We start from the raw sequence: 17,177 nt of genomic DNA, 5'->3' as shown, positions 1-17,177 counted from the left end.
CACCGAATGGATAAATACACCCCACACGCCTGGCAACCCCACGAGCGGCCGAGCCTGCCCGGCTCGCCGTCGACGCCGTTGCACCCCACTCACAAGCGCTGGCTGTTTGCGCTGGTCGGCGTACTGGTGGCAATCACCGGCGGGTTGGGCAACGCGCTGGTCATCGCCAACCTGCAATACCTGCAAGGCGCCCTGGGCGCGACCACGGCGGAAATGGCCTGGCTGCCCGCCGCCTATGTAATGACCAACGTGTGCATGAACCTGCTGCTGGTGAAGTTTCGCCAGCAGTTCGGCCTGCGCGCGTTTACCGAAGTGTTTCTGGTGTTGTATGCGCTGGTGACCTTCGGCCATTTATTCGTCAACGATCTCAATTCGGCCATCGCCGTGCGCGCGGCCCACGGCATGGTGGGGGCGGCGCTGAGTTCGTTGGGCTTGTACTACATGATCCAGGCGTTCCCGGCCAAATGGCGCTTGAAAGCCCTGGTGCTGGGCCTGGGCACGGCGCAGTTGGCGTTGCCTCTGGCGCGGCTGTTCTCCGAGGATTTGCTGCAGATCGCCGAATGGCGTGGCCTGTACCTGTTCGAGCTGGGCCTGGCTTTGATCTGCCTGGGCTGTGTGTTCCTGCTCAAGCTGCCGCCCGGCGACCGCTTCAAAACCTTTGAAAAACTTGATTTCCTCACTTTCGCAATTCTGGCCACCGGTGTCGCCTTGCTCTGCGCGGTGTTGTCCCTGGGGCGCATCGACTGGTGGCTGGAAGCGCCGTGGATCGGCATCGCCTCGGCCTGTTCGCTGGTGCTGATCATGGCCGGGCTGGCCATTGAGCATAACCGCGCCAACCCGCTGCTGATGACCCGCTGGCTGGGCAGCGGCACCATGATTCGCCTGGCATTGGCGGTGATCCTGATTCGCATGGTGCTGTCCGAACAATCCACCGGCGCGGTCGGTTTCATGCAGATGCTGAACATGAGTTACCAGCAGATGCATACGCTGTACGTGGTGATGCTGGCCGGGGCGATTGCCGGGCTGGTGGTCAGCGCCTTGACGATCAACCCGGCGCACTTGCTGATGCCGCTGGTGATTTCCCTGGCGCTGATGGCGACCGGGTCGGTGATGGACAGTTTTTCCAGCAACCTTACTCGGCCGCAGAACCTGTATATCAGCCAGTTCCTGCTAGGCTTTGGTGGTACCTTCTTTCTCGGGCCGACCATGGTGCTGGGCACCAAGAACGTGTTGACCAACCCGCGCAACCTGGTGAGTTTCTCGGTGATGTTCGGGATTTGCCAGAACCTCGGCGGCCTGATCGGCGCGGCGTTGCTCGGCACCTTCCAGATCGTGCGCGAGAAATATCACTCAAGCCTGATTACCGAGCACCTGACCCTGCTTGACCCGCGTGTCGCGGCGCGGGTGCAAAGTGGTGGCTCGGCCTATGGCGGTATCGTCGCCGACCCGGAGTTGCGCAACCTCATGGGCATCCGCAGCCTGGCCACGGCGGCCACCCGTGAAGCGAACGTGATGGCTTACAACGATGTGTTCATGCTGATCGCGATCATCGCGATCCTGACCATGATCTGGATCTTTATCCGCAGCCTGTGGCTGATGAGCACCACCAAATCCGCAACCCCTCCCGTTCAACCTGTCGGCGCCTCTTCATGACCGAACCCACGACCACCACTACCAATGCGATCGCCTCCACCCCCGAGGGCACCACGCCGCCGGGCGCTGCGGTGACCGAACCGCGCTCGCTGCGGGTGCGCATCCTTTCGTCCCTGGGCTTTGCCGCGATTGCCATCGTCGGCGTGCTGATCGTGCTGTATGCCTGGCAACTGCCGCCGTTCAGCAGCGCGGTGGAAACCACTGAGAATGCCTTGGTGCGCGGGCAGGTGACGATTATCGGCCCCCAGCTCAGCGGTTATGTGTTCGAAGTGCCGGTGCAGGACTTTCAATATGTGAAGGCGGGCGACCTGCTGGTGCGCCTTGACGACCGTATCTACAAGCAACGCCTGGACCAGGCTCTGGCGCAACTGGCGGTGCAGAAAGCGTCGTTGGCCAATGTGGTGCAGCAACGCAACAGCGCCGAAGCGACCATCAAATTGCGCCAGGCCGCGCTGGTCGACAGCCAGGCCCAGGCGCGTAAAAGCACCGCTGACTTGCGCCGCAATGAGGAATTGATCAGCGACGGCTCGGTGTCCAGGCGCGAACTGGACGTGGCCCGCGCTGCCAATGCGCAGACTATCGCCGCCGTGGCCCAGGCCCAGGCCAGCCTGGAGATCGCCCGGCAGGACCTGCAGACGGTGATCGTCAATCGCGGCTCCCTGGAAGCGGCAGTGGCCAGCGCCGAGGCGGCGGTGGAATTGGCGCGGATCGACTTGTCCAACACCCGCATCACCGCGCCACGGGACGGGCAACTGGGGCAGATTGGCGTGCGCCTCGGGGCCTACGTCAACTCCGGCGCGCAATTGATGGCGCTGGTGCCCAAGCAGTTGTGGGTGATCGCCAATATGAAAGAAACCCAGATGGACAATGTGCAGGTCGGCCAGCCGGTGACCTTCACCGTGGACGCGTTGAACCACCGCAAGTTTCACGGCACGGTGCAGCATATTTCCCCGGCGACCGGGTCGGAGTTCAGCCTGTTGCAGGCGGACAACGCCACCGGCAACTTTGTGAAAATCGCCCAGCGCGTGCCGGTAAGGATCACGGTAGACCCGGACCAGGCCGAGAGCGAGCGGTTGCGGCCGGGGCTTTCGGTTGTCGTCAGTATCGACACGGCGGGGCGGCTTAAAAACTCACCACCCTGACACTGACACAGTGCAGAACAAACTGTGGGAGGGGGCTTGCCCCCGATAGCGGTGTATCAGTCACCCCATTTATTACTGACCCACAGCTATCGGGGGCAAGCCCCCTCCCACATTTGGACTGTATTTCAGGTTGAAATCGAGTTGGGTTGACTGGCCTTGCTCCAACAGCTTCAGGCCCGGCCTGCCCGGCAAGTGATGGGCATTCACCGGATGGCTGACCGGCTCGATACAGAAAAATTCCAGCCCCGGCGGGCAGTACAGCAGGAAGTAATCGGCGCCGGTGGCCTGGCATTCGAGGGTATATCCAAGCTCCGGTTGTTCGATCAAGCAGTACCCATCCCACTCGCAGAACCCATTGTCCACCAGGCCTTCCGGCAGCGTCTGGGGTTGCCTGAAATCCCACTCCTGCGGCACCGGCGCCAACCCCGTCGGCAGTTTGGACGCGTCACTCATCCACACCTGCGCCGCCCTGGCCTGCAACCGCGTACCCGGCCAGCGCGGAAAGTAGGGGTGCAAGCCCAGCCCATGCCATGCGGCTGTTTCGGCCAGATGCGTGACCCGCAACTCGATCCTCAGTTCCCCACCGCTCAAGCGGATGCGTTGCTCGGCGCGATAGGCGAACGGTGTATCACACAGCACTTCGAGCAGCACCTCATCCGCCGACTGGCTGACCACCTGCCACGCCTGTTGCCAGGCCGAACCGTGAATCGGCAGCGGATCGGTGAGGCTGTTGGGCTTGAGCGCGAGCCAGCCGTCGGGGTTGTCGAAGCCTCCCTTGGCGACGCGGTTGGACCAGGGCGCCAGTGGGTAGCAGCCCAATTTGCCCGGCAGTCCGGTGTTGATCGCCTGCTCATCGCTGTGCCGCAACAGCGGCTGGCCGGTGGCGCGCACCGTCCAGTTCACGATGGCGCCGCCGGTGGCCGGGGCGAGCACCAGATGGGTGAAAGGGTCCGAAAGCTCAATCACAATTGACCTGCCTTATGGAAGTTTGATCGTTCCCACGCTCCGCGTGGAAACGCCGCCCTGGACGCTCTGCGTCCGCTCTTGAATCGTGACGCGGAGCGTCACAAGGAGCATTCCCACGCGGAGCGTGGGAACGATCAACTCCGGGTTACAGCACCACGCTCGGCAACCACAGCGACAATGCCGGAATGTAGGTCACCGCCATCAACACCAGAAACAGCACCGCATAAAACGGCAGCAGCGCCTTCACGGTCTTCTCGATGCTGACCTTGCCCACTGCCGCGCCTACGAACAGCACCGCGCCCACCGGCGGGGTGATCAGGCCGATCCCCAGGTTCACCAGCATGATCATGCCGAAGTGCACCGGGTCGACGCCGATGCCGAGGATCACCGGCAACAGGATCGGTGTGAGGATCAGGATCAGCGGCGCCATGTCCATCACCGTGCCGAGCAACAGCAGCATCACGTTGATGCACATCAGGATCACGTAGCGGTTGTCCGACAGGGTCAGGAACAGCGTGGTGATCTTCGCCGGTATCTGCATCAGGGTCATGATGTAGCCGAAGCTGGCGGCGAAGGCGATCAGGATCATCACGATGGAAATGGTGCGCACCGTGCGGTGCATCAGCTTGGGCAGCTCACTCCATTTGTAGTCGCGGTAGATGAACATGGTCACGAAGAACGCCCACAGCACCGCAATCGCGGCCGACTCGGTGGCGGTGAAGATGCCCGACAGGATGCCGCCGAGGATTATCACCATGGCCATCAGGCCCCAGAGCGCGTCGGCGGCGATCTTCAGCGCCTGCTTCAAGGGGATGACTTCGCCTTTGGGGTAATCGCGCTTTCTCGCGAAGATCAGGCACAGCACCATCAGGCACGCGCTCATCAACAGGCCTGGCACCACACCGGCCATGAACAGCGAGGCGATCGAAACGGTGCCGCCTGCCGCCAGGGAGTAGAGCACCGAGTTATGGCTGGGCGGTGTCAGCAACGCCTGCACCGAGCCGCTGACCGTCACCGCAGTGGCAAATTCGCGCGGATAGCCGCGGCGTTCCATCTCCGGAATCAGCACCGAGCCGACCGACGCGGTGTCGGCCACCGACGAGCCGGAGATCGCGCCGAAAAACGTCGAGGCCATGATGTTGACCAGCGACAGCCCGCCGCGCACGAAGCCCACCAGCACCCCGGCAAACGCCACCAGCCGCCGCGACATGCCGCCCTCGGCCATGATCGCGCCGGCCAGTACGAAGAACGGAATCGCCATCAGCGAAAACTTGTTGACCCCGCCCGCCACCTGAATCATCAGGGCCTGGAACGGAATGTCGATCCACCATGCGCCGATCAGTGCCGACAAGCCCAGGGCATAGGCCACCGGCATGCCGATCAGGATCAAGGCGATAAAGCTGCCCAACAGAATAAACGCGTCCATATCAGGCGGCCCCTTCGCTTTCTTCAACCAGGTCGAAGCGCACCACGCGCCGGTTGCTCTGGTCGCCCAGCAGCAGTTTTTCCACCACGAATATCAAGGTCAGCAAACCGCCAATCGGGATTGGCATGTAAGTGATGCCGACCCGCAGCGTGGGGATGGCGCTCATGAACTGGTTCCAGGTGGACAGGCACAACTTGGTGCCCCAGATCGTCATGAACAGACAGATGGTGCCCATGAGCAGTTGCGAAACAATGCCGACGACGCGGCGTTGGGCGGTCGGCAGGCGGTCGGTGACCATGGCCACCGACATATGCGCACCGGCGCGGTAGCTGGCGGCCGCGCCGATAAAGGTAAAGACCAGCATCAACAGGATGGCGGTGGGCTCCGGCCAGCTTGAGCCGGTGCCGAGGATATAGCGGGCGAAAATGCCCCAGGGGATGATCAGTGCGACCCCGAGCACCGAGAGGCCGGCGACCCAGATGCAGGTCATGTAGATGCGGTCGTTGATGCGCAGCAGTAGATTCTTCATGGCGTTCACCGTAACCGGGCGCGGCCCCCTGCATGAGCAGCGGGCCGCGCCGGGCCTTGTCAGGAAGGAGGGCGTTATTGAACGGCGTCGATACGCTTGATGATGTCGGCGTAAGGCGCGCCGTACTTGGCGCGAACCTGTGCGGTGGCGTCATAGAAGGGTTTTTTGTCGACGGTGATGAACTCCACCCCGGCCTTCTTGAGTTTTTCCTCACTGCTGGCGGACTTGGCATCCCACAGCACCCGCTCATCAGCCTGGGCGGCCTTGGCGGCTTTCTTGACCATGTCCTGCTGCGCGGGGCTGAGCTTGTTCCAGGTGATCTTCGACATCACGATGGGCTCGGGCAAAATCAAATGCTCGGTGAGGGTGTAGTACTTGGCGTTCTGGAAATGGTTGTGCTCGAGCAGCGTCGGCGGGTTGTTTTCCGCGCCGTCGATCACACCGGTCTGCAATGCGCTGAAAATCTCGCCGGTGTCCATGGCAATGCCGTTGGCGCCCATCGCATTGAAGGCGTCGATGAACAGCGGGTTGCCCTGGACGCGAATTTTCATGCCCTTGAGGTCTTCGATCTTGCGCACCGGTTTCTTGGTGTAGAGATTGCGCGTGCCGCCGTCCATCCAGGCCAGGGCGACCAGGCCGAACTCGGAATCGGTGATCTTGGCCAGGATCTCGTCACCAATCTCGCCGTCGATGACCTTGCGCATGTGCGCCTGGTCGCGGAACACGAAGGGCAGGTTGAACACGTTGACGTCCGGTACCACCGGGCCGACGATGCCAAGGCTGACGCGGGTCATCTGCACGGCGCCGACCTGGGCCTGTTCGACCACTTCCTTTTCCGAGCCCAGCACGCCGCCGGGGAAGTACTTGAAGGTCAGTTCGCCGTTACTTTCCTTGGTCAGCGCCTTGCCCATGTTTTCTTCGGCAACAACGGTGGGGTAGCCGGCGGGGTGGATGTCGGCGAACTTGATTTCCAGCGCGTGAGCGGCGCTGCTGAGGGCGACGAGTGTGGCGGCGAGCAAGGTGCGTTTGAAGTCCATGAGGGGTCATTCCTGTCTTGTTATTGTTGTATTCAAGGCACAGCGATGCAGCTAGAGGATGAAGCTGGGTTCGGGCAATCCCTGCACGCCAGGGTTGAGGGCGAACACGCCGCCGGACAGCGATTGTTCACTCGCGTCGTCGCGGATCGAGGTGACGTACAGGGTGTCCAGGCGACTGCCGCCAAAGGCGCACATGGTGGGTTTTTTTACCGGTACGGGCAGCGACTGGTCGAGGCGGCCGTCCGGGGTGAAGCGGTGCACCAACCCGGCGTCGTTGGCGCAGATCCAGTAGCAGCCGTCGGCGTCTACCGCTGCGCCATCGGGCCGACCGAGGTGGTGATGCATGTCGACGAACACGCGGCGGTTGGACGGCGTGCCGGTCTCAATGTCGTAGTCGAAGGCCCAGATTTGCTGCACCAACGGGTGTGAATCGGAGGCGTACATCGTGCGGCCATCGGGGCTGAACGCCAGGCCGTTGAGGGTGATGAAACCGCCCAGCTGTGCGTGAGGCGCCGCACCTGACGCGTAGCGATAAAGAATGCCCTCGGCGGCGTTCAAGCTCATGTCCAGCACCATGCTGCCGGCCCAGAAGCGGCCCTGGCGATCACAGCGGCCGTCGTTCAGGCGCATATCCGCGCGCGGATGCTCGACACTGGCCAGCGGCATGGTCTCGAGGCTGCCATCGCTGCGCGGGGTCAGTTGGAAAAAACCGCTCTGCATGCCGGCAACCCAGTTGCCTTTATCGGTGCGCGCAATACAGGCGAGCACCTGCGGGGCCTGCCAGGTGGCGACGAGGCCGGTGGCCGCGTCCCAGCGCTGCAGGCGACCGTTGGGGATGTCCACCCAGTACAGGGCGTTTTCCTCGGGCACCCATACCGGGCATTCGCCCACGGCGTTGCGGGCGTCGACAATCAATTCTGCACTCATGGCCACTCATTCCCTTGGGTTGCTGTGAACTCAGTCACCGAATGGCCCAGCAGCGCAGAACGCGCCGCCCTGATAGAGCTTGGCCGGGTCGTTGTCAGCCACCGGCGGCTGGGCCTCGACCTGGGCGCGGAACACTTCGGAGCTGTCCTTGGGAGCAAAACCCAGGTGCGCGGCGTAGCGGTTGTCCCACCAGGTGTCCTGGTTATTGGACATGCCATAGACCACGGTATGGCCGACGTTCGGCGTGTACAGCGCGCGTTCGAGCAGTTGGGTCAGGTCGTCGAAGCTCAGCCAGGTGTGCATCATCCGGCGGTTCTGCGGTTCCGGGAATGAGGAGCCGATACGGATGCTCACGGTCTCGATGCCGTAGCGGTCGAAGTAGAAACTCGCCATGTCTTCGCCATAGGACTTGGACAGGCCGTAGTAGCTGTCCGGGCGGCGCGGTGAGTGGGCGTCGAGCTTTTCGTCCTGGGGGTAGAAGCCGATCACATGGTTGGAACTGGCGAAGATCACGCGCTTTACACCATGACGGCGCGCGGCTTCGTAGATGTGGAAAACGCCGCTGATATTGGCGCCGAGCACTTCTTCGAAAGGGCGCTCCACCGACACGCCGCCAAAGTGCAGGATCGCATCAACGCCTTCCACCAGATGGTGCACGGCTTGTTTGTCGGAAAGATCGCAGGTTTGTACTTCTTCATGGGCGGCGGCGGGGGCCATATCAGCGATGTCTGACAGGCGCAGCACCTGGGCATAGGGACGCATGCGCTCGCGCAGCACTTTACCCAGGCCGCCGGCGGCACCGGTGAGCAGGATGCGGTTGAAGGGAACGGGGGTCGTGGTGGTCATGGGTAGTCCAATTTTTTTGTTGTAGGTTGTCGTATGACTAGGCCGAAGTATTGTTAGGGATCCCCAGGTTGTCAACGTTCTTGCAGGCGAGTGAGATTCAAATATGGGAGGGGGCTTGCTCCCGATAGCGGTGGCCCAGTCAGAAATGTATTCACAGACACTCCCTCATCGGGGGCAAGCCCCCTCCCACATTGGTTTTGCAGTGGTTTTACAGACCTTCGCCACCCTTTAAAGCAGTGAGATTGGATAGCTGACAAAGATCCGGTTCTCATCGAACTCGTTATTGCTGAAATCCCGACGCATGGTCGAGTTACGCCACCTGACGTTCAGGTCCTTCAGTGCGCCGCTCTGCACGGTGTAGGCGAGTTCCGATTCGCGGCCCCATTCCTTGCCGTCGGTGATTGCCCCGGTGTGCACGTTACTGCCGCTGATGTAGCGGTTCATCATGGTCAAGCCCGGAATGCCAAGCACCACGAAGTTGAAGTCATGGCGCAGCTGCCAGGATTTTTCCTTGGCGTTGTCATAGCTGGAGTTATAGCTGTCGTTGGCCAGCGTGCCGCCGCTGGTGCCGTTGACCCGCATCCACACACTGTCGCCGGTGAGTTTCTGCAGGCCCACGTAGAAGGTGTTGCCGTTGTACTTGGCCGACAGCAGGGCGAACACGGTCTTGTTGTCGAGGTCGCCGGCCAGGGCGCTGCCGTCTTCCTTGCCATTGAAGAAGCCGAGGTTGGCGCCCAGGGTCCAGTCACCCACCGGCTGGGTGTGGGTGAGGTTGAGGTACTGCTGCTGGTAGATATCGGTGAGTTCGGCGTACCACAGGCCGACCTGGGTGCGCTTGTCATTGAATGTGTATTCGCCGCCGCCGAAGTTGAACCGGTCGGAGGTGAACGCGGCTTTGCCGTTCATGTACATGTCTTCCATGCTCGCGTCGTTGCGCGGGCTGTTGCCGCGAAACTGGCCGCCGTAGAGGGTCAGGCCGGCGATCTCGTTGGACGTTACCTGGCCGCCGCGGAAGGTCTGGGGCAGGGAGCGGCCATCATCGGAGCGCAGGATCGGCAGCACCGGCATCCATTCGCCGACCTTCAACTCTGTCTTCGATAACTTGGTTTTCAACGCCACGCCCAGGCGTCCGAAATTATCGGCGGGGCGCCCATCGTCATGCACCGGCAGCAATTGGGTGCCAGCGGTGCCTTTGCCGCCATCGAGCTTTTGCGAGTACAGGCCCAGGACATCAATGCCGAAACCCACGGTGCCACGGGTGTAGCCGGACCTGGCATCGAGAATGAAGTTCTGCGTCCACTCTTCGGCTTTGCCCTGGGGATTGGCGGGGTTGGTGAAGTTACGGTTGAAGTAGGCGTTGCGCAGGTTGAGCGTGGCCTTCGCATCGTCGACGAACCCATCGGCGTGGGCCGTGAGGGGTAAGGTACATGCGAGGCTGCCGAGGCTGATCAAACCGAGACGCGAGGACAAATGACGGGCGAATTGACTCACAGTGAGGCTCCCTTTTCTTTTGTTGTTTTTATTATTCGTCATACGTTGTCGTACAACGTTGGGCGCGATATTTACGGGGTTTTAAGGGAGTGTCAAGTAGAAGTTATAGGATGACTTGCTCGGCCTATCTAAATGTGGACACGGTTCAAAATGTGGGAGGGGGCTTGCCCCCGATAGCGATGATTCAGTCACATGTTTAGTGACTGGCACACCGCATCGGGGGCAAGCCCCCTCCCACATTTGATTGGTGACCAATCATGAGAATGGCGGGGTCTCAGCCGGCCATGACCATTGGGGGCAGGGTGCCTAGCAGGGAAACCGCTGCCACTGCTGCGATACCCAATAGCCATTCCAGCAGGACACTGGCCTTCAAGCTGCCCACCCGCTGTTCACACTGTTCCACGCGCAATCGGTTCAGCAAGGCCAGCACCAACATGCCCGCTACCAGCAGCACCTTGATCAGCAGAATCAAGGCAAACCCTTCAAACGGCGGGGTAGGCCACAGTTGCCCGGTGAGCACGCGCACGTTGACCAGACCGGTCACCAGCAGGCCGGCAACCAGGCCATAACCCACGCCACTGAAGCGCCGCAGGAGCGGCTGCAGGGTCGGCGGCTGTGGCTGTCTGAGGATCAACACCAGCAGCAGCAAGCCGCCCAGCCAGGCACCGACGCACGCCAGGTGCACCACCTGGTTGAGGATCAACAGTCGCCCGCTGAGCCCATCGAGCATGGCGCCATGGCCCACCGGTGCCAGGGTCGCCAGCACCAGCGCAATCAGCGGCAGGCGCAAGGCCGGCCACGGCTTGGTCAATACGATCACCAGCAACAGGTTGAGCAGCAGGTGCCAGACCCAGACCTGCCCGAAAAAGGTGCTGCCCAACACCAACATCACCGTGGCCGGTTGCCGCGCGGCTTCCCACCCGCCGGCCATGCTCGCAGTGATCAGCAACAGCCACGCGACCCCGGAGCCCAGCCCCAGCCAGGCCAGGCCTCGGGTAATGCGCAGCACTTGCCGGTCGAGTGCCGGTTGCGCGGCCGCGCCGAGCAACAGAGGCCTGAACACACAGGCCCCGAACAGCAGCAGCACCACGATGAAATGCACAAAACGGCACAGCACCAGCAGGGTCGCCATGGATTATTGGCCAACCTTGAAGCTGTAAGTGCCTTCGCTCTTGTGGGTGTCGACGGACACGGCGTGCCACTCGACCTTGTAAGTACCGGCCGCCAGCGGAGCGGCAGGGGTGACCACCAGGGTTTTTTTGTCGGTGTCCGGGGTTTCCAGGCCCTTGATCGCGATTTCCGTGCCGTCCTTGCTCAGGGACACCTTGGTGAACGTCGCTTCGACGCCTTCGCTGAAGGTCAGGCGCAGGTCTGTCGGTGCGGCTACGCTGCTGTCTGCCGCTGGCGTGGCGCTTTTCAGGTGTGCATGGGCAAAGGCTGCAGACGCGCCCAGCAGGGAGGCGAGCAGGGCGACGATGGTCAGGGACTTCTTGATCAACATTGTTCAATACCAATCAGAGGATAGAAGCGAGCAGTGTACGAAGTTTCGGTTCGGCGTGTCGCCCCGATCTAGAGCGGATGGTAGTCTCTAGGTCGTGTTGTTGTCAGGGAGCCCTTATGGGCAATCACAAGATCGGAATTCGGCGGATCAACGTCGAGAAAATCCTGCTGGCCGCAGAGAAAGTCTTCGCTGAAAAAGGCTATGGCAGCACCGCCATGGCCGACATCGCCAAAGAGGCACAACTGCCGCGCTCGAACCTGCATTACTACTTCACCACCAAGAGCGAGCTGTACAGCGCGGTGCTGTTCGACCTGCTGGACCTGTGGAAACAGGACGCCCTGAGTTTCGAGACCTTCGATGACCCACGGGTGGTGCTCAGCAGCTACATCCGCGCCAAGATGCAGCGCTCGCGCACGCGGCCGTATGGTTCGAAAGTCTGGGCCAATGAAATCATCCACGGTGCGCCCACCCTGGGTGAGGCGCTGGACGAAAGCCTGTACGACTGGGCCAAGATGAAGGAAGCGAAAATTCGCCATTGGGTGGAAGACAAACGCATCCTGCCGGTGGAGCCGTCGAGCCTGCTGTACATGATCTGGGCATCGACCCAGCACTACGCCGACTTCGATCATCAGGTGAACATTTTGAATGATCATCAACCGTTGTCGGATATGCAGTTTGAGCGGGCGATACAGACGGTGACCGGGGTGATATTGCGCGGGATTGGGTTGGAGCCTTGAGCGGTGTGGTGAGCCTGCTGGCCCTATCGGGGGCAAGCCCCCTCCCACATTTGGAATGCATTCCAGTGTGGGAGGGGGCTTGCCCCCGATAGCGGCCTACAGGACTACACAGCCTCCCGATAAGGATTGCGCGGGTCCTGTGTCCAATTCAAAAACGGCTTGCCCGTATCAATCGGCACCATCTCGATACAATCGGCCACCGGACAGGTGATCTGGCACAAATTGCAGCCCACGCACTCGTCATCGATCACCTCGTATTTATGCGTGCCATCCGCTTGCTTCAAGCTGGCGATGGCCTGGTGCGAGGTATCCTCGCACGCGATATGGCAACGCCCACAGCCGATGCACGCCGCCTGGTCGATCTTGGCGATTACCTGGTAATTGATGTCCAGGTACTTCCAGTCCGTGGTGTTGCCCACCGCGCGCCCGGAAAATTCCTGCAAGCTCTGGTAGCCCTGAGTGTCCATCCAGCGCGAGAGCCCATCCTTCATCTCCTCGACGATGCGGAAGCCATGCAGCATCGCCGCCGTGCACACCTGCACCGCGCCGCAGCCCAGGGCGACGAATTCAGCGGCGTCACGCCAGTTGCCGATGCCGCCGATACCGCAGATCGGCAAGCCCTGGGTCTGTGGGTCGCGGGCGATTTCGGCAACCATATTCAGGGCAATCGGCTTCACCGCCGAGCCGCAGTAGCCGCCGTGGGTGCTTTGGCTGCCGACCATGGGCAGGGCGACCATGCGTTCCAGGTCGACGCTGGTGATGGAGTTGATGGTGTTGATCAACGACACCGCATCCGCGCCGCCGCGATAGGCCGCCCGCGCGGCGACGCGGATGTCGGTGATGTTGGGCGTGAGCTTGACGATCACCGGCAGCGAGCAATAGGTCTTGCACCAGCGCGTCACCTGTTCCACGTACTCCGGCACCTGGCCGACCGCCGCGCCCATGCCGCGTTCGGGCATGCCGTGGGGGCAGCCGAAATTCAGCTCGATACCGTCGCAACCGGTGGCTTCCACCTGCGGCAGGATATTTTTCCAGGATTCTTCAACACAGGGCACCATCAGCGACACGATCAACGCGCGGTCCGGCCAGTCCTTTTTCACTTGGGTGATTTCGCGCAGATTGATCTCCAGGGAGCGGTCGGTGATCAGCTCGATATTATTGATGCCCAGCACTTCGCGATTCGCCCCGTAGTGCGCCGAGTAGCGCGACGACACGTTGACCGCCGCCGGGTCTTCACCCAGGGTTTTCCACACCACGCCGCCCCAGCCGGCCTCGAACGCGCGCACCACGTTGTAGGCCTTGTCGGTGGGCGGTGCGGAGGCCAGCCAGAACGGGTTGGGCGCTTTGATGCCGGCGAACACAATCGACAGATCAGCCATTACGCGGCCTCCACGTTGAGCATGAGTTGAGCGTGCATGGCCTCGGCGGCCAGCTTGCCGTGTTGCACCGCCTGTACGGTGAGGTCCTGGCCGAGGCTGACGCAGTCGCCGCCGGCATACACCCCGGGAATGCTGGTGCGCAGTTGTTCGTCGACGAAGATGCGTTCGCCCACGCGGTGCAGCTGCTGGGCCAGCGGGTCGTGCAGCGCGTCGCTGGCAAAGCCTTGGCCGATGGCCTTGAAGATGGCGTCTGCGGCCAATTCGAAGGTTTCCCCGGTGGGGTGCAGGCGACCGTTCTCCATGCGCGTGCGAGCGAAGCGCATGCCGCGCACGTGCCCTTGGTCGTCGAGCAGCACCTGCTCCGGCTGGGCCCAGGTCAGCAGGCGAACCTGGTTGGCCTTGGCGATGTCCTGCTCATGGTGGGTCGCGCCCATGTCATCCAGGCCACGGCGGTACACCAGGTTCACGTCGCGGGCACCGAGCCGCGCCATTTGCACGGCCATGTCGATGGCGGTGTTGCCGGCGCCGAGCACGATGCAGCGGTCGGCCAGCGGTAGCTGGGTGAGGTCATCGGCCTGGCGCAGTTCGCGGATGTAGTCGGTGGCGGCGAGCAGGCCGGGGGCGTCTTCGTCGGGCAGGCCGAGGCGTTTGCTGGCCGCCAGGCCGAGGCCGAGAAACACCGCGTCAAATTGCGCGTGCAACTCGCTCAGGGTGAGGTTGTCGCCCAGGCGCTGGCCGTGACGGATCTCGATGCCGCCGATCTGCAGGAGGAAATCCAGTTCCTTCTGGGCGAAGTCGTCCACCAGTTTGTACTTGGCGATTCCGTATTCATTCAAGCCGCCGGCTTTTTCCCGGGCTTCGAAGACCACCACGTCATGACCGTGCAGGGCCGCACGGTGGGCGCACGCCAGGCCCGCCGGCCCGGCGCCGACCACCGCGATGCGTTTGCCGGTGGTCGCGGCACGTTGGAACGGGTGCTGGCTGAAATGCGCGTTGTCGATGGCATAGCGTTGCAACAGGCCGATCAGCACCGGGGCGCATTCTTCGGCGTTGTTACGCACGCATGCTTGCTGGCACAGGATTTCCGTGGGACAGACTCGAGCGCAACTGCCGCCGAGGATGTTGGCCGAGAGGATTTTCTGCGCTGCGCCCTGGACGTTGTCGGTGTGGATATTGCGGATGAACGAGGGGATGTCGATTTCGCTGGGGCACGCGTTCACGCACGGGGCGTCGTAGCAATACAGGCAGCGCGAGGCTTCAAGCTGGGCCTGGCGGGCGTTGAGGGGCGGCGCCAGGTCGGTGAAATGGCTGGCGAGGGTGGGCCCGTCGTCATGGGGATGGGGAAGGTGGGTCAGGGTCTGGATCACGGTGGTGGCCTCACGGTTATTGAGGTGCTGCCTCTGATGGGCGATCGTTCCCATGCTCTGCGTGGGAATGCCTTACTGGACGCTCTGCGTCCGCTCTTGGAACGCGGAGCGTCCCTGGCTGCATTCCCACGCAGAGCGTGGGAATGATCATGTGCGCTGTATGTTCAGCGTTTCACCGCAGTGGGCCTGGAATGCTCCGCCCGCTTGCGCAACTGTTCGAACACCGGCGGATACGCTGGCCGCTGCACATACCGCCCGGCCCCACGCTCGGCGCGCAGGTCGCCATCGGCCCAGACCAGCTTGCCCTGGCTGATGGTGTGGCTCGGCACGCCGCGTACGGTCTTGCCTTCGAAGATGTTGAAATCGACTTGCTGATGATGGGTTTTGGCGGAAATGGTGCGCGTGCCCTCCGGGTCCCACAGCACCAGGTCGGCATCGGCGCCGACGCGGATCGCGCCTTTGCGCGGGTAGAGGTTGAAGATCTTCGCGGTGTTGGTGGAGGTCAGCGCGACGAAGGCCTGCATCGACAGACGCCCGGTGTTGACACCCTCATGCCACAGCAGCGCCATGCGGTCTTCGATACCGGCGGTGCCGTTGGGGATCTTGCTGAAGTCGTCACGCCCGGCGGCCTTTTGCTCGGCGCAGAAGCAGCAGTGGTCGGTGGCGGTGGTGTGCAGGTTGCCCGATTGCAGACCGTGCCACAGCGCCTCCTGGTGGCCGCGCGGGCGGAACGGTGGGCTCATCACGTAGCCGGCGGCGGTCTGCCAGTCAGGGTGTTGATAGACGCTGTCGTCCAGCAGCAAGTGGCCGGCGAGCACTTCCCCGTAGACCGCCTGGCCCTTGCCCCGGGCATAGGTGATTTCGTCCAGCGCCTCCTGGGTGGAAACGTGCACCAGGTACAACGGCGTGCCAATGGTCTCGGCGATGCGGATCGCACGGCTGGCCGCTTCGCCTTCCACCTGAGAAGGGCGCGACAGCGGATGCGCTTCCGGCCCGGTGATGCCCTGGGCCATCAGCTTGCGTTGCAGGTGATAGACCAGCTCTCCGTTTTCCGCATGCACCGTGGGCACCGCGCCCAGTTCGAGGCAGCGTTCGAAACTGGCCACCAGGGTATCGTCGGCCGCCATGATCGCGTTCTTGTAGGCCATGAAATGCTTGAAGCTGTTGATGCCGTGATGGCTGACCAGCTCGGCCATTTCCTCGCGGACCTGTTCGCTCCACCAGGTGATCGCCACATGAAAGCCGTAGTCGGACGCCGATTTCTCGGCCCAGCCGCGCCACTGGTGGAACGCCTCCATCAACGACTGCTGCGGGTTGGGGATCACGAAGTCGATGATCGACGTGGTGCCACCGGCCAACCCCGCCGCCGTGCCACTGAAAAAATCTTCACTGGCCACGGTGCCCATGAACGGAAGTTGCATATGGGTATGGGGATCGATGCCACCTGGCATCAAGTACTGGCCGCTGCCGTCGAGTGTTTCAGTGCCGGCGGGAATATCCAGGTCCGTGCCGATAGCACGAATCAGACCGCCTGCGCATAACACATCGGCGCGGTAACTTTCATCATGGGTAATAACGGTAGCGCCACGGATCAACAGCGACATGTCGAGTTCCTCACAGGCTTGACCGGCTTGTGCCAGTTCTAAGTGTTGTAATACGGCTCGCCGATAACTGGTTGATTCCTGTCATCGGTGACAGGAATAGAAACTAGCCCGAGTTTTTCGATTGAGCAAGAATATTTTTATTAAGCTTATAACCAATATAACTATTTGATTTAAAAGGTTAAAAATCAAAATTCACCAAAATGAAGCAGCCTCACACCATTTTGACGCACTTGACAGGTTGTCGATTTGAACAACATTTCTTATTGCAAATCAGCCGGTTGAACGATGGCGCTTGACGGGGCTGATAAATAAAAATAATTGTGTTGCACCAGATTGAGTCCTGAAGGTTCGGACAACTTCCTTGCTATTCACCCTGAGTTCCAGGGCAAGTTCCGAAGATGCAATCGGTCAACCGGATAAAGCTGATAAACATCAGCCAGTTATAGATGCAGTGTGGGACGGGAAGCGATGGTCGGCACGGTTATTGAGTGCAGTGGCGGCTGGCCGGGCCCGAGATGTCATGTTGTCGACGAGGTACTCCGGCCACCTGCCTTAACCGTGCAGGTGAGCAA

The 17,177-nt window shown here is 61.7% G+C and carries 15 protein-coding genes; 3 read left to right on the top strand and 12 right to left on the bottom strand.

What is annotated here, in order from left to right; genetic code table 11:
• Positions 1-6: 6 nt before the first annotated feature.
• Together C4J89_RS16655 and C4J89_RS16650 are read left to right on the top strand one after the other, a co-directional pair.
• Entirely contained in the window at positions 7-1,653 is a 1,647-nt protein-coding gene (locus C4J89_RS16655) for an MFS transporter (RefSeq protein WP_124415059.1), read from the top strand.
• Positions 1,650-2,795 (top strand): HlyD family secretion protein, encoded by a 1,146-nt coding sequence (locus C4J89_RS16650; protein WP_124415058.1) that lies wholly within the window; start codon positions 1,650-1,652, stop codon positions 2,793-2,795. Before C4J89_RS16655 ends, C4J89_RS16650 begins: the two co-directional genes overlap by 4 nt.
• Before the next feature lie 72 nt (positions 2,796-2,867).
• On the opposite strand, the gene C4J89_RS16645 is transcribed toward C4J89_RS16650, so the two are convergent.
• From C4J89_RS16645 to copC, 9 genes are all read right to left on the bottom strand, one after another.
• A complete protein-coding gene (locus tag C4J89_RS16645; RefSeq protein ID WP_124415057.1) occupies positions 2,868-3,761 on the bottom strand; it encodes an aldose 1-epimerase in 894 nt (297 codons plus the stop codon).
• A 145-nt stretch (positions 3,762-3,906) separates the two neighbouring features.
• Complete coding sequence (locus C4J89_RS16640; protein WP_124363412.1) at positions 3,907-5,187, bottom strand: TRAP transporter large permease; 1,281 nt, start codon at positions 5,185-5,187, stop codon at positions 3,907-3,909.
• Position 5,188: 1 nt separating this feature from the next.
• On the bottom strand, positions 5,189-5,716 hold the full coding sequence (locus C4J89_RS16635; protein ID WP_124363411.1) for a TRAP transporter small permease: 528 nt from the start codon (positions 5,714-5,716) through the stop codon (positions 5,189-5,191).
• A 74-nt stretch (positions 5,717-5,790) separates the two neighbouring features.
• Positions 5,791-6,753, bottom strand: coding sequence for a TRAP transporter substrate-binding protein (locus C4J89_RS16630; protein WP_124404625.1), 963 nt, complete (start codon positions 6,751-6,753; stop codon positions 5,791-5,793).
• A 51-nt stretch (positions 6,754-6,804) separates the two neighbouring features.
• Positions 6,805-7,680 carry an SMP-30/gluconolactonase/LRE family protein gene (locus C4J89_RS16625; protein WP_124415056.1) on the bottom strand — a complete coding sequence of 292 codons (876 nt, stop codon included), beginning with the start codon at positions 7,678-7,680 and terminating at the stop codon, positions 6,805-6,807.
• 30 nt (positions 7,681-7,710) lie between these two features.
• Positions 7,711-8,526: an NAD(P)-dependent oxidoreductase gene (locus C4J89_RS16620; protein ID WP_124363408.1), complete on the bottom strand. Its 816-nt coding sequence runs from the start codon at positions 8,524-8,526 to the stop codon at positions 7,711-7,713.
• 228 nt (positions 8,527-8,754) lie between these two features.
• Complete coding sequence (locus C4J89_RS16615; RefSeq protein ID WP_124415055.1) at positions 8,755-10,017, bottom strand: OprD family porin; 1,263 nt, start codon at positions 10,015-10,017, stop codon at positions 8,755-8,757.
• 274 nt (positions 10,018-10,291) lie between these two features.
• Positions 10,292-11,149, bottom strand: coding sequence for a copper homeostasis membrane protein CopD (gene copD / locus C4J89_RS16610; protein WP_124415054.1), 858 nt, complete (start codon positions 11,147-11,149; stop codon positions 10,292-10,294).
• Between the two features lie 3 nt (positions 11,150-11,152).
• Positions 11,153-11,518, bottom strand: coding sequence for a copper homeostasis periplasmic binding protein CopC (gene copC, locus C4J89_RS16605; RefSeq protein WP_124363405.1), 366 nt, complete (start codon positions 11,516-11,518; stop codon positions 11,153-11,155).
• Between the two features lie 116 nt (positions 11,519-11,634).
• On the opposite strand from copC, the gene C4J89_RS16600 reads away from it, so the two are divergent.
• Positions 11,635-12,255, top strand: a complete 621-nt coding sequence (locus C4J89_RS16600; RefSeq protein WP_124363404.1) for a TetR/AcrR family transcriptional regulator — start codon at positions 11,635-11,637, stop codon at positions 12,253-12,255.
• A gap of 104 nt (positions 12,256-12,359) precedes the next feature.
• On the opposite strand, the gene preA is transcribed toward C4J89_RS16600, so the two are convergent.
• The 3 genes from preA to hydA form a co-directional block, all read right to left on the bottom strand.
• Positions 12,360-13,634, bottom strand: coding sequence for an NAD-dependent dihydropyrimidine dehydrogenase subunit PreA (gene preA / locus C4J89_RS16595; RefSeq protein ID WP_124415053.1), 1,275 nt, complete (start codon positions 13,632-13,634; stop codon positions 12,360-12,362).
• Positions 13,634-15,001 (bottom strand): NAD(P)-dependent oxidoreductase, encoded by a 1,368-nt coding sequence (locus C4J89_RS16590; protein ID WP_124415052.1) that lies wholly within the window; start codon positions 14,999-15,001, stop codon positions 13,634-13,636. The genes preA and C4J89_RS16590 overlap by 1 nt, the downstream gene beginning before the upstream one ends.
• Positions 15,002-15,165: 164 nt before the next feature.
• Complete coding sequence (gene hydA / locus C4J89_RS16585) at positions 15,166-16,605, bottom strand: dihydropyrimidinase (protein WP_124415051.1); 1,440 nt, start codon at positions 16,603-16,605, stop codon at positions 15,166-15,168.
• Positions 16,606-17,177 lie beyond the last annotated feature (572 nt).

This window comes from Pseudomonas sp. R4-35-07 (assembly GCF_003852235.1).
Classification (GTDB): Bacteria; Pseudomonadota; Gammaproteobacteria; order Pseudomonadales; family Pseudomonadaceae; genus Aquipseudomonas.
The sequence above is the reverse complement of the archived record's forward strand: the minus strand, read 5'-3'. Positions and strand labels throughout refer to the sequence as shown.